11 protein-coding genes are annotated in these 13,399 nt (G+C 43.7%); 4 read left to right on the top strand and 7 right to left on the bottom strand.

The window, feature by feature from the left end; genetic code table 11:
* Positions 1-26 precede the first annotated feature (26 nt).
* Positions 27-869 carry an alpha/beta hydrolase gene (locus tag L1D50_RS15540; RefSeq protein ID WP_239966359.1) on the bottom strand — a complete coding sequence of 281 codons (843 nt, stop codon included), beginning with the start codon at positions 867-869 and terminating at the stop codon, positions 27-29.
* A 90-nt stretch (positions 870-959) separates the two neighbouring features.
* Positions 960-1,910 carry a calcium/sodium antiporter gene (locus L1D50_RS15535; RefSeq protein ID WP_239966358.1) on the bottom strand — a complete coding sequence of 317 codons (951 nt, stop codon included), beginning with the start codon at positions 1,908-1,910 and terminating at the stop codon, positions 960-962.
* Between the two features lie 271 nt (positions 1,911-2,181).
* Between L1D50_RS15535 and speA the strand changes: the two genes are divergently transcribed.
* The gene (gene speA, locus L1D50_RS15530; RefSeq protein WP_128726288.1) at positions 2,182-4,095 is read left to right on the top strand and encodes a biosynthetic arginine decarboxylase; all 1,914 of its coding nucleotides are present in this window, start codon (positions 2,182-2,184) and stop codon (positions 4,093-4,095) included.
* Between the two features lie 3 nt (positions 4,096-4,098).
* Positions 4,099-5,019 carry an agmatinase gene (gene speB, locus L1D50_RS15525; protein WP_128726287.1) on the top strand — a complete coding sequence of 307 codons (921 nt, stop codon included), beginning with the start codon at positions 4,099-4,101 and terminating at the stop codon, positions 5,017-5,019.
* A gap of 1,921 nt (positions 5,020-6,940) precedes the next feature.
* Here speB and L1D50_RS15520 read toward each other — a convergent pair.
* Positions 6,941-7,423: a MarR family transcriptional regulator gene (locus L1D50_RS15520; protein WP_045962358.1), complete on the bottom strand. Its 483-nt coding sequence runs from the start codon at positions 7,421-7,423 to the stop codon at positions 6,941-6,943.
* Between the two features lie 116 nt (positions 7,424-7,539).
* Between L1D50_RS15520 and L1D50_RS15515 the strand changes: the two genes are divergently transcribed.
* On the top strand, positions 7,540-8,439 hold the full coding sequence (locus L1D50_RS15515; RefSeq protein ID WP_239966360.1) for an EamA family transporter: 900 nt from the start codon (positions 7,540-7,542) through the stop codon (positions 8,437-8,439).
* A 49-nt stretch (positions 8,440-8,488) separates the two neighbouring features.
* Here the strand turns inward: L1D50_RS15515 and L1D50_RS15510 are convergent, their stop codons facing one another.
* Together L1D50_RS15510 and L1D50_RS15505 are read right to left on the bottom strand one after the other, a co-directional pair.
* Positions 8,489-9,004: a GNAT family N-acetyltransferase gene (locus L1D50_RS15510; RefSeq protein WP_239966357.1), complete on the bottom strand. Its 516-nt coding sequence runs from the start codon at positions 9,002-9,004 to the stop codon at positions 8,489-8,491.
* 27 nt (positions 9,005-9,031) lie between these two features.
* Positions 9,032-9,337, bottom strand: a complete 306-nt coding sequence (locus L1D50_RS15505) for an NIPSNAP family protein (RefSeq protein WP_138523575.1) — start codon at positions 9,335-9,337, stop codon at positions 9,032-9,034.
* 230 nt (positions 9,338-9,567) lie between these two features.
* On the opposite strand from L1D50_RS15505, the gene L1D50_RS15500 reads away from it, so the two are divergent.
* Positions 9,568-9,954, top strand: a complete 387-nt coding sequence (locus tag L1D50_RS15500) for a VOC family protein (RefSeq protein ID WP_239966356.1) — start codon at positions 9,568-9,570, stop codon at positions 9,952-9,954.
* A gap of 40 nt (positions 9,955-9,994) precedes the next feature.
* On the opposite strand, the gene L1D50_RS15495 is transcribed toward L1D50_RS15500, so the two are convergent.
* Positions 9,995-12,406 (bottom strand): TonB-dependent receptor, encoded by a 2,412-nt coding sequence (locus L1D50_RS15495; RefSeq protein ID WP_128726282.1) that lies wholly within the window; start codon positions 12,404-12,406, stop codon positions 9,995-9,997.
* Positions 12,407-12,586: 180 nt separating this feature from the next.
* Complete coding sequence (locus L1D50_RS15490; protein WP_268960341.1) at positions 12,587-13,081, bottom strand: RNA polymerase sigma factor; 495 nt, start codon at positions 13,079-13,081, stop codon at positions 12,587-12,589.
* Positions 13,082-13,399 lie beyond the last annotated feature (318 nt).

Raw genomic sequence — 13,399 nt, 5'->3', positions numbered from 1 at the left:
CCACTAACCTTTCAAGTTAAAAAATATTATTGTACCTTATTCACCATTTCTTCAATATATTTAATGGCAATAAATGGATCTGTCTCATCAAATAGGTGAGAAGCGTATTTCATGGTAACAGAGGTGACATTGTCACCAATTTCTTGCAGTTTTATCTGGGAATCTTTTGACGTTTGAGTATAAACATCAACATCAGCATAACTCATGCCGGTAGAGCGGATAGTCACATGAGGGATCCCACGCGACAGTATCGTAACTGGCATTTTCCGGTTAATTTTATACATCTCTGTATGGGCAGAAGCTTCTTCCAAATCTTCTAGTGAATGAGTATCTCTCTCCCAGTTGACGATCCAATCCATGATCTTCCATGCTTCTTTGGACATCTTACTTTTCATATTGTGATACCAAGACTCATGAGCGATATCAATAAGTACCATCCCTTTCACTTTTTCAGGGTTTCGGTTGGCATAGGCTCTTGCTACAAAACCACCAAAAGAGTGAGGTACAAGTACCAAATTATCCATTTTAGTGGCTTGAGTGAATGCCTCAAGCTCTTGTGTAAGCTCCAACATAGTCCGTACTCGAGGCTTGGCAAAAGTGCTTTTTCCGGTGCCCGCTCTATCATAAAAACATAAGCGATAGCCTTTTGGATTTATGTTATGAATGGTGTTTTTGTAGGTTTCATGGGCATCAAGGCCCATTCCAGCAAGTAAAAGTGCCGTTGTTTCGCCCTCTCCTTTGCAAGCATAGGCAAGCTTGTTGCCGTTTATTTCCACATATTGATAATTGTGCTCATGAACTGATTGATTGGCGCTGGCCACTGAACTACAAGCGACGAGCCCGATTACTGCTGATGTTATTATTTTCATTGTCCTTTCTCATTTATTGTTTACTCCAAAAACATACTAAGCAATTCTTTTAATGAATTCAATAAAGTTTCAGAAACTTCTGAAACTTTATTATATCAAAGTGTAAACAAAGTATGCGACGTAGCCTATAAATAAGATGCCTCCCTCTTTGCGACTGAGCATTAACCCAGAAATAAGTAATGGCGTACAAAGTATCGTTGCAACGATCATGACTGAAATATCAATACTCAGCATACGGCTTGTCACTTCTAAAGGAGTTGCGCTGATAAGTCCTGTCACGCCAAGTACACCCAATGAATTGAATAAATTACTACCAATAACATTGCCTACCGCAATATCAGCATGCCCTTTTATACTCGCCATGATTGAGGTAACCACTTCTGGTAGCGACGTGCCAATCGCGATAATAGTTAAGCCAATCATTACTTCATCCACTGCTAAAGCACGGGCTAGTTGCACCCCATTATCCACCATAAGTTTTGCACCAAGGATTAACAAGCCAAGCCCTACGATAAATAGCAGCATGCTAACTGCGCGCTCACGCCAACGGTTTGGTTGTTGTGATGGCGTCGGTTCATTATTCTTATTACTAAGCACGCGGCCTTGGGTAAACAAATAAACGACATAAAATAACAAAAGCGAGCACAATAATGCTGCGTCTAACTGACTGAGCCTGCCATCCCAGACTAATGCAGTGACAATAAAACTGGCGATCACTAGCATTGGAATATCTCGTTTCACTAATTCTTGTGAAACTACCAGTGGCGCTATCAGTGCAGATACACCGAGTATAAACAGAATATTAAAGGTATTGCTGCCTAACACATTAGCAAAAGCGAGACTACCTTGCCCCGTAACTGCTGACTGAATACTGACAGTAAGCTCAGGAGCACTAGTACCAAATGACACTATCGTTAACCCAATCAAGACGCTTGGAACATTAAAACTTGCAGCTAGCTTAGAGGCACCCGCGACTAAACGGTCAGCACCAAAGACCAAGAGTGATAAGCCTAAAACGATATAAATAAGATTGATTGTCATTGAAGCAAACCTTGCGTATTGATGGAACGTTAGCTAGAAATAACCATGAGAATAGAAATTACTACTTCTTGTTTACTCTCACTTAATTCACGTTATATCGCAACTAAACCGAGGGTAAGATTTGTCACTCTTGACGAGCAAAATAACTCATTAGACTGAGACTCTCTATTTGTGTCTAATGCGCGAAAATTAATAAGACCTTTCACTCAGTGAGTAGCCGCCAATGATGGCGCACTGCAGGCTGAACTCTAACTTATGTTAAGGAACTTGAATGACCAAATTTATCTCTTCTGAGCAAGCACGTGAATGCTACAACGTGCGCCACTGGAGCCAAGGCTTCTTTGGTATTAATGATCAGGGAGAGGTTACTGCGATGCCGAACCAACAGCAACCACAGCACGCCGTAACTCTGACAAACATTGCACAACAAATTAAATCTGAGGGTTATACCCTACCTGCGCTAGTACGTTTTCCACAAATTCTAGAGCAGCGTGTACATAATATTGTTGGTGCGTTTAATCAGGCGATTACTGATTACAGCTACCCAGAAGATTATTTATTGGTTTACCCAATTAAAGTAAACCAACAAAAAGAAGTCATTGAGGGACTGATTGCAAGCCAAGCGGCAAGTGATAAAAAACAGCTAGGCTTAGAAGCTGGCAGTAAAGCTGAGTTACTTACGGTATTGGCGCTCAGTGAAAAAACCAGCGCAGTGATCGTGTGTAACGGCTACAAAGACAGAGAATATGTCCGTCTTGCGCTTATCGGTGAAAAATTAGGTCATCAAGTTTATATCGTTTTAGAAAAGCGTTCTGAGCTCGACATCGTGATGGCAGAAGCCAAAGCACTCAACGTGAAACCACGCTTAGGCTTACGCGTTCGTTTGGCATCACAAGGTAAAGGCAAATGGCAAGCAAGCGGCGGCGAAAAGTCCAAATTTGGCCTGTCTGCATCGCAAGTGCTTACGGTTGTTAACCAATTAAAGCACGCTGACATGCTAGACGCGCTGCAACTGGTGCACTTTCACTTAGGCTCGCAAATGGCCAACATTCGTGACGTGCGCGTTGGTGTGGGTGAAGCCGCTAGATTCTACTGCGAATTACGCCGTTTAGGTGCAAACCTGTTGAATTTAGACGTAGGTGGCGGGCTTGCAGTAGATTACGATGGAACGCGCAGCCAGTCGTCCAACTCAATGAACTACAGCTTAGCTGAATATGCAAACAACATCGTTTACACCGTAGGCGATACCTGTAAGCAATACAATCAGCCAATGCCAAAGATTATCTCTGAGTCGGGTCGTGCGTTAACTGCCCATCATGCGGTATTAATCACCGATGTGATTGGCACCGAAAGCTACCAAGTAGAAGAGATAACTGCACCAGTGAGTGAAGCTCCAAGACTGCTACACAATATGTGGACGTCTTGGCAGGCACTCAACGAGCAGAGTGATGACCGTGCGTTGATTGAAATTTTTCATGATACGCAAGGCGACTTGGCAGAAGTACACAGCCAATTTGCGATGGGCCTATTAAGTCTTGAGCAAAGAGCTTGGGCGGAGCAAGTAAATCTGCGTGTTTGTTATGAGCTAAACAAGCGTATGGACAACAAAAACCGTTTCCATCGCCCAATTATTGACGAACTCAGTGCTAAGCTTGCGGATAAATTCTTTGTGAATTTCTCGCTATTTCAATCTTTGCCAGACGCTTGGGGGATTGAACAGGTATTCCCTGTATTGCCACTTAGCGGATTAACAGAAGCACCAAAGCGCCGCGCGGTATTGCTGGATATTACCTGTGATTCTGACGGTACGGTGGAGCATTATGTGGATGGCCAAGGTATTGAAGCAACATTGCCTGTACCTGAGTTTTGCAAAGATAAACCCTATTTACTGGGATTTTTCTTGGTGGGTGCATACCAAGAGATTTTAGGTGACATGCACAATCTATTTGGCGACACTCACACCGTTGTAGCCACATTAGACGATCAGGGTGAGCTATCGCTGGGTAATATCGATGCAGGTGACACCGTTGCCGATATGATGCGTTATGTACACCTTGATGTTGAACAATTTAAGCGTAACTTTGCCAACCTTGTTGAAAGCAAACTACCGCTTGAAGAGCAAGCAACCTGCCTAGCAGAGCTTGAAACCGGCCTTGACGGCTATACTTATTTGGAAGATTTTTAACCCATGAGCCATTTATTCGATCACACCGATCATTCTCTGTACTCCAACGGCATGACGTTTTTACGTCAGCCAATGGTACGTAATATCACAGATATTGATGCAGACGTTGTGGTACTTGGCTTGCCATTTGATTTGGCAACCTCTGGACGCCCAGGCGCACGCTTGGGTCCAGATGCGATCCGTCGCGCATCCGTGCATTTAGCTTGGGAAAGTAAAAAATACCCTTGGTCATTTGCATTGTGGGACAAAATAAAACTACAAGACGCTGGCGATTTCACATACCCAGTTGGCGATCCTGAGTATTTCACTGCGCAACTCGAGTTAGCTGCTCTGCAAATTTTGCAGCAAGGCAAAACGCTATTAAGCCTAGGTGGCGATCACTTTGTAACACTGCCATTACTGCGTGCTCACCAGCAAATTCACGGCAAAATGGCACTCGTACATTTTGATGCGCACACAGACACGTACAGCCAAGGTTCACGCTATGACCACGGTACTATGTTCTATCATGCTCCAATTGAGGGCTTAATAAGCCCAGAGCATTCAATGCAAATTGGCATTAGAACCGAGTACACAGAGCAAGGCCACGAGTTTGGCGTAATTGATGCTATGGCAGCAAATGACTTAAGTGCTGAAGAAATATCAGCGCAGATCAAAGCACGCGTCGGCGACTTGCCGGTGTATTTAACCTTTGATATCGACTGTCTAGACCCAGCATTCGCACCCGGCACAGGCACCCCAGTATGCGGCGGTCTAACCAGCGACAAAGTGCTGAAGATTTTACGCGCACTGCAAGGACTAAACATGATAGGCATGGACGTAGTAGAAGTCTCCCCTTCCTACGACCAAAGCGAGCTCACCGCAATCGCCGCCGCCACCATTGCACACGAACTACTGCATCTGTGGGCAGTAAAGCATAAATAATCGGATACAAGTTTGACTAAGCCACCTCAACAAGGTGGCTTTTTTGTTTGGGGTTTACTGTAAAGTCATAGAAGATCTCACATGCAACTTATTCTCCTTCGTCACACCTGAAAAACATACTTCTCGGCGGGTGCCCAGAACTATTCACACTGTGAGGCTGGAGCCTCAATTTTCTGAATTTGTAAACGAGTCTATCGCCATTAAGAAAGTGGAAATCCACAGGCGACTTATTCTCCCTCCACCACACCCGAAAAGCATAAGCCGATATGTAATGTGCCGACAGGATGTCGGCTTAGGATTTGAGGTTTAAGTGTGATGTCGGGGCGACGTTTTCTTGGTTCGCTCGATCGCGTCGTTTTAAAAGAATGAACGAGGAGCGCATGGATGCGCTTTGATATTAGCCAAGGAAGGCTCAACTCATTAGTCAACTCGAAGTGGTCGCCCGCAAACTCATCATCGACAATAGTTCGAAAACATAACTTCTCGGCGGGTAAACCACCTCCCACAAAAATATTTATACTCCGAATTTAGAGACATACCGCGCTCACCGTGCAAGCAGCTTAATCGCTAAAACCGTAGAAGATCTCACATGCAGCTTCTTCCCCCTCCATCACACCCGAAAAGCATAAGCCGATATGCAATGTGCCGACAGGATGTCGGCCAAGTCTTGTCTGACACAGGGACGTGCCTTACAAGACGGTTGCATTATATCGGCTCAGGATTTGAGGATTATGTGTGATGCTGGGGCGACGTTTTCTTGGTTCGCTCTTTTGCGTCGTTTCAAAAGAATGAACGAGAAGCGCATGGATGCGCTTTGATATTAAACATGGAGATTTATTGTGCTAACGGCTGATAGCTCGAAATTTATCGTAAAGTCAGCCCGTCCTCCTGACTGGTTTCGACGCCCATCCATGGCCCTGTCACCGCTTTTCACGCATCCATGCGCTGAAATGACTCATTGGCAATTTACTTTCGGGTGTGATGAGGGAGATACAAGGTGCTGCTAGATTCTTGTGGTGCTTGCAAACAACTATGTTGCTAATGGCTTTGTGAACAGCTAACAGACAACTTGTTCCCCCTCCATCACACCCGAAAAGCATCAGCCGATATGCAATGTGCCGACAGGATGTCGGCCAAGTCTTGTCTGGCACAGGGACGTGCCTTACAAGGCGGTTGCACTATATCGGCTTAGGATTTGAGGTTTAAGTGTGATGTCGGGGCGACGTTTTCTTGGTTCGTTCTTTTTTGTCGTTTTAAAAGAATGAACGAGGAGCGCATGGATGCGCTTTGATATTAGCCAAGGAGGGCTATACTCATTAGTCAACTCGAAGTGGTCGCCCGCAAACTCATCATCGACAATAGCTTGAAAACACAACCTCTCGGCGGGTGAAGCTCCTTCCACAAAACTATTTACACTGCGGATTAGAAGAGATGCTACGCTGATAGTTTTTGCAATACCTGCAAGCAGCTTAATTGCTAAAACTATAGAAGATCATACAAGCAACTTATCCCCCCTCCATCACACCCGAAAAGCATAAGCCGATATGCAATGTGCCGACAGGATGTCGGCCAAGTCTTGTCTGGTACAGGGACGTGCCTTACAAGACGGTTGCATTATATCGGCTTAGGATTTGAGGATTGAGTGTGATGCTGGGACGACGTTTTCTTGGTTCGTTCTTTTTTGTCGTTTTAAAAGAATGAACGAGGAGCGCATGGATGCGCTTTGATATTAGCCAAGGAGGGCTATACTCATTAGTCAACTCGAAGTGGTCGCCCGCAAACTCATCATCGACAATAGCTCGAAAACATAACTTCTCGGCGGGTAAACCGCCTTCCACAAGACTATTCGCACGATAAAGCACCTTAAGTGGTGCTTCACTTATTCCAACCTAACCGACATATTACGAGACTGTTTACATCCTCACTCAAATTGCGTTAACCACGCTTTTAACTCACCATTTAACAAGGTTTGCTGCTCTTTACTCATCCCTTCAACCAATTGGGCTTGAATGGCGATATGCGGCTCAATCAGCTTTTCAATCAGGGCGAGGCCTTCGGCAGTCAATTCCACCGTTACACTGCGGCGATCTTCTATACAATGCTCACGTTTAATAAGGCCTTTTGCTGCTAGCTTGTCTAATCGATTGGTCATCGCGCCAGAGGTGAGTAGCATGGTTTTAAATAGCTCTGATGGGGTTAAGCGAAATGGCTTGCCGCTGCGGCGCAAGGTAGCTAACACATCAAACTCACCCAAATTTAAGCCGTATTGCTTATGTAGCTTTTCAACTTCGGCTTCCATATGTTTAGCTATGCGCACTAAGCGACCCATTATCGCCATGGGCGTTGTTTCTAACTGTGGTTTTTCGCGAGCCCACTGCTCTTGTACTCTATCAATCGCATCCATTAATATTTGCCCCGACAACAAACTTTGTAAAGAAATATCTTAACATAAAGATACTTTACAAAAAGTGTTTTTAGTAATACCTTACCGCAAAGTATCTCAACATGAAGATAATTAATGTGAATATACTCCTCGCGATGATCCCTGCATTTTTATGGGGCACCACGTACGCGGTGACACAATACACCCTTGCGGACTGGCCGCCTCTTTTACTTGGCGCTATTAGAGCGCTTCCGGCAGGGCTTATTTTGCTTGCAGTTAAGCCGAGTTTGCCAAAAAAAGCAGACTGGAAAATACTATGCGGCCTTGGGGCGATTAATATCGCGGCCTTTTTTAGCATGATCTTCGTGATGTCGTTAACGCTACCGTCTGCCATATCGAGCGTGGGCATGGTGTCTGTGCCGGTATTCGCTATGCTTTACCATTGGTTGGTCAATAAGCAACGCCCAGGATTGGTGCAAGCGTTATGCGGTGCGGCGCTTATTGTGTTGGCCTGGTTGCTATTTGATCCGAGTTCACTGAGTTTAAACCCTCTTGGTTTAGCGGCAATACTTGCGGCAATAACCTGTATCGTGATCGGCAGCTCAATCACTAAGTCTCTTGGTGATCGCATGCACTGGTGGACAGTGTTAACTTGGCAACTCATTATTGGCGGCGTTATTCTCACGCTTTTGTTTGGTATTCACGGTGTTGTCGCACCAACGAAGTATATTGCGGCCATTAACAATTTTTCGATGACTAATCTCAGCGGCATATTATGGGTTGTGCTCCTTAACACTGCGCTGGGCTATAGCTTGTACGTATGGTTACTACAGCGTATGTCTGTGGTGGACTTTACCTTTGGTGGTATTGCAAATCCGATTGCGGGTATTTTGACAGGGCTGGTGCTACTGGGCGAGACGTTCACGCCGCTTCAATATAGCTTAATGGTTGGCATGATTGTAATGCCGCTATTACCGCAAATTATCATCACTACCCTACGAAGCCGAGCTGTGCCTGCTAAGTGTGAGGTAAACTAACCAGTCGAGCGCATAATAATGTATGCGCTCATTCCGTCAAATAGATGAGTTAGAGTACTAATCGATAAATATACAACGACTCGTCATTTGCTACACCCAAATCATTGACACAGGACTCAACAAACTGACCGCCTATTTTTTCAATGATCCGCTGGCTTGCAATATTTGACTGTAAACATTGAAACTCCACAGTTGTAATATCGCTTACCTCTCGAAGCTTGGCTATAACCTGCTCAAGCACTTGTCCGATTAAACCGTTGCCTCTTGCTTTTTCGCCAAGCCAATAGCCGATTTCGGCGGTTTGTGTTTGAGCATCCATATATTTAATCCCAAACACACCACAGAACTCGCGATTAAACTCTATCGCAGACCAAACTCCGCCGACTTGGTTGTTTATACGCGTGTCTATGTATCGTTCTGCATCAGCCTCTGTATGTAATGCTGCAGCCCATGGCAGTACGTTTTGTAAACTTTCACGACTACTTTGTACGCAATCAAATAATGGTTTTGCATGCCTCACTGCAAGGTTTTGTAGTTTGAGATTGTCAGAAATATCTAGTTGCATAGGATGTTCAGCTCCATTTACACATCTTTATTCAAACACAGGTCTAAAGAAGCTGCGTTCATAGCTGATTATGCAACCAGTATCTTCTGCAAATTTAATTGCAGCCTGACATTGTGCATCTTGAAACGATCCGATGCGATACGTTTCATAAGCCGCCAAACTTGGAAAAGTGAATAATGCCAAGGCGATATTACTTGCGCCTTCCGATGGTAAAAAGTAACCATTATGCTGCCCACCAAAGCGATTGACGAGTGGGATCCACATTTTGGCATATTTCTCAAAGTCAGCGATTTTTGTCGAGTCAACAACGTATTTTAAGTAGCAAGTAACCATACAACCTTTCCTTTTTGTTAAAAACACCAGTTTCACATTGCTCTACACACCGATAGACAGTGTGCGAGATTACTTTAAGCGTTAATAACATGAAGTTAAAGGGATATGGGACTATCTATCTCGATTAAATGCTCAAACTCCCGTATTGAACTCAGCGTAAAGCTACTGACAATAACAGACACACTGAGAGCGTATCTTAGCTGCAACTTTTAAAAAAATGATGGAATTCCATGATGATCACCATTGATTCTTTGGTGCTATATGTAAGTGATATCAAGCTAAGCGAAGCGTTTTATAGACAGCTATTTCAATCTGAGGCAGCGCAACTTTCTCCAACTTTTGTTTCTATGAAGTGTGCGCACAACGTCTCCATTGCACTTAAACAAAACACAGCCCTTACACCGCCAAGTTGCATTACCGGGGGCGGTTCTGAAATCTCTATTATGCAACCAAGCCAAGAGGCGTTTTTGGCTTTATACGATACATGGAAATTACTAGATATTGAGTTTGCTCAGGTCCCGCAAGCCGAGGTATATGGCGCTAGTTTTGTCGTATTAGACCCTGATAGACATCGTATTCGCGTGTTTACTAATGATAAGGTATGGAGCTATTTCTAGCTCTATACCTTTCTTCTTCCATCACACATGGAATTCAAATTTATAGTTTGTAATGCAGACTCAAACTAATATTTCTTGGCTCACCATATGCTAGCTGCGAGTAGAAGCCGATCTGACTGTAATATTCTTTATCAAAGGCATTATCAACGTTTAATTGTACTGATAGCGCCTCATTATGTTGGTATCTAGCCATTAAATTGATAAGTGAATAGGAAGGCTGTTCAACTCGTACATTACCTAATGGTGATTTTATGTCAGTGTAGTTTTCACCTTCCCAAGAGATACCTGCACCCAATGTAAATTGGTTATATTCAAAGGTATTGAATAGCCTAAATATTTTTCGAGGAAATCGGGTATTAACCGTATTTGATGTGCCGCTACTATCTTCAGCGGTTGCTTCGAATGCGGTATAATTGGCATTGATCTTCCAGCCATCCATGATCTGACCAACCACTTCGAGCTCGTAGCCGTCACTTTCAACGCCATCCGCTTCCTTGTATGCAGCTAACTTATCAGGACGTGGAACAAAATCAGGGTCAACAACCGCTAAATTCTCTTGTTGTGTTTGAAAGTAAGTTATATTGGTATGTAACGCATCATTGAAATAAGTGCTTTTTAAACCAATTTCATAATTGATCCCAGTGAGAGGATCTAAGTAATTGTCATCAGCGTCAACCGCATTCTGCGGCTTAAAAATTTCAGTATAACTTGTATAAATTGTATGACTGTCAGTTAAGCTATATAGCAGCCCCGCATAGGGAATAAATACGTCATCGTCGCCATAGTCTTGGTCTTTACCGTAGGAGACCCCCTGCCTATTCCAACTCGCTAACCGTGCACCAACAATTGCCTTAAACTTATCGCTCAAATGTATCCGTGTCGCAGCAAAGTAACCTGTTTGCTCCGTAGTGTAATCTTGGCTGGTGTATTTTTGGCCCCAATCTGGCTGGTCAAATTCTCCGTTCCACTCAAAAAAGTTCATGACCGGTTTGGCAGTTTTACTACCACCGCCTTCAAAGCCATAATATACAAAGTCTTGATCGCTCTTAGCAGCCCCAAGTACAAATTCATGTTCACGGTCAAACAAAGAGTACATGCCTTGTAACCTGACACCAAAGTCAACCTGCTCTCTTTCATTTTCTAGCCGCGATGCAGAAGCAGTCATCCCGCTTCCCGTCACAGGATGAGGAAGCCCGGATACCCACAGTAAATACATATCCGCAGTGCTGACATTTTTATTCGCATGGGCAACCAACTCCCATCCATTACTAAAGCTGTGATGTAGGTTTGCAAAAAATGTTTTGTGTGTACTGGCCCAACTACTCCATTTTGCGGCCACTGAAGCTGAACGATCAAAGTCTGTACGGCTGAGATCAGAGTGGAATATTGGCAGCCCACCCCATTGAGAGCCTTTGGGTTCATTGTCTTGAATGCTATACCCTAATCGCAGTAAGGTTGCATTCGACAAATCTGCATCAACGGTGGCATAAAAGACCTGTTTACTCTTTTTTTCATAGTCAACAAAAGAGTCTCCCTCTTGTAGCACCATAACTGTTCGACCACGAATAGAACCACTCTCGTTTAGCCCTGTCCCCAAGTCCAAACTCGCATAATAATTGTTCCATCGACCTAAGCGCGCAATAACCTTGCCACTGAGCTCACTCGAATTTGCGTGTTTACGAACTAAGTTAATTGATGCAGACGGATCTCCTGCGCCAGTCAACAATCCAGTTGCTCCTCGCACGATTTCAATGCGTTCATAGAGTGCCGTGTCGGTGAGTGACTCCCCAGCACTCTGTGCACCATTCCACTGTACTGGCACGCCATCGATTTGATAGTTGTCAACATTGAAACCTCGAGACGAAAACGCATTCCTTGAGCTATCATAGGCTTTGGCCGAAATGCCAGAAGCGTTGTTAATCACATCGGTTAGAGAAGTTAATGCCTGATCTTCAATGCTCTGACGAGTAATTATGTTCACGGTTTGTGGGGTTTCTTGCAATGTCAGACCCAAACCTGTTGCCGTATCAATTGGTTCATTAACAACATAACTGCCCATCACCGCAATACGTTCAATTTCCTTTTGGGGTGTTAGAGAAGTGTCTAGTTTATGGATTAAGAGGCGGTTTTCGCCAACTTTGGTTGCAACAAGCCCGCTTCCTTTTAATAGAATTTCGAGTGCCTTTTCTGTCGTATAGTCACCCTTCACTCGTATTGTTCTTTGCTCTGCTAGCGTGACGCCAACAGCTGTGATTTGCTGTTGCGTTGCAGCAGACAGTTCAGCTATTGCTGTAGAGAGCGGTTGAGGATCTATATTTAGTTGGTATTTGGTATCACTGGCATAAACATTCGCAGTTGCCAATATAAGTCCTGCGCTAGAAATAAATAAGCTCCGTCTACATATTCTCATCGCACGCTTAAACTTATTTAATCTAAAAGTGTTGCTTTTCATGGTCATCCTCTATTTTCATGTACCAATTTTTGTATTTCACCACTATGACGTCTACGAGTTAGCAAACCCGTAAAAATTTCTCAAACTCTGTTTTAGTGCAGCGGTATATCTCAAGATAAGTCGTAGCTAAAAGGTAACCGTAATATTTGTAAATACGAGTAGCGAAGGCATAGTCTGAACTTACTGGGATAGAACCTCTTTACAAAATTTTATTGCTACGGTGAGACGCTTTTCCACACTTGAAAGACTAATTGCTAGCTGTGCAGCAATATCTCGTTGCTTGATACCATTGATGGTGTACATGAAGAATATTTGTCGAGTTAACAGAGGCAGTTCATCTAACGCGATACGTAAACAACGAAGGTCACATGAGTCGATGTAGGATTTTGAAATATCGGGTATTTGGCTATCGACATACACCTTCATATACAGGCTTTCGCTCTGAGTTCTAACCTGCTTACTGCGGATATAATTAATGACCTCATTGTGAGCTGAGCGATACAAATATGCTGTTGGGTTTTCCACTGTACGCTTTACTTTTTTCAATAACAGCTTTTCAGCAATTATCTGCAGAATGTCTGATGCGGTGTCTGAGCAGCCAAGTTTTCTTGTCAAAAACCGCTTTAGCGCACATTCATTGGAGGAGAGTGACTGTAATATTTCTTGTGAATACATCATTTATAAGTCAACGAGCAAGTCCTTGCGAAAATCGAGAATGATAATAATTACCATTTAACGAGATTGCAATACTTATGAGATGTAAAGTTCCTAACTGAGGGGCAGTTCCTTATAAACTGGGTCCATGACAAGACAAATAGCCAATACACTGATGTGAAAGTAATTTATTAGTTTATATAAAAACGCTTTTCTCAGACGTCCAGCAATTAGAGTTTGTTATACCAGTTGTATTAAGTAAATGATCTATCTTGAAGCGGGGAAATAGCTTTAGTAGCACCGCTCTCGCGTCCTGCTACCGCTAAGGTACCTATATCC

This window comes from Pseudoalteromonas sp. Isolate6 (genome assembly GCF_022398435.1).
Taxonomy (GTDB): Bacteria; Pseudomonadota; Gammaproteobacteria; order Enterobacterales; family Alteromonadaceae; genus Pseudoalteromonas; species Pseudoalteromonas galatheae.
Note: the sequence above shows the minus strand (reverse complement) of the source record. Positions and strands in the feature narration are given on the sequence as shown.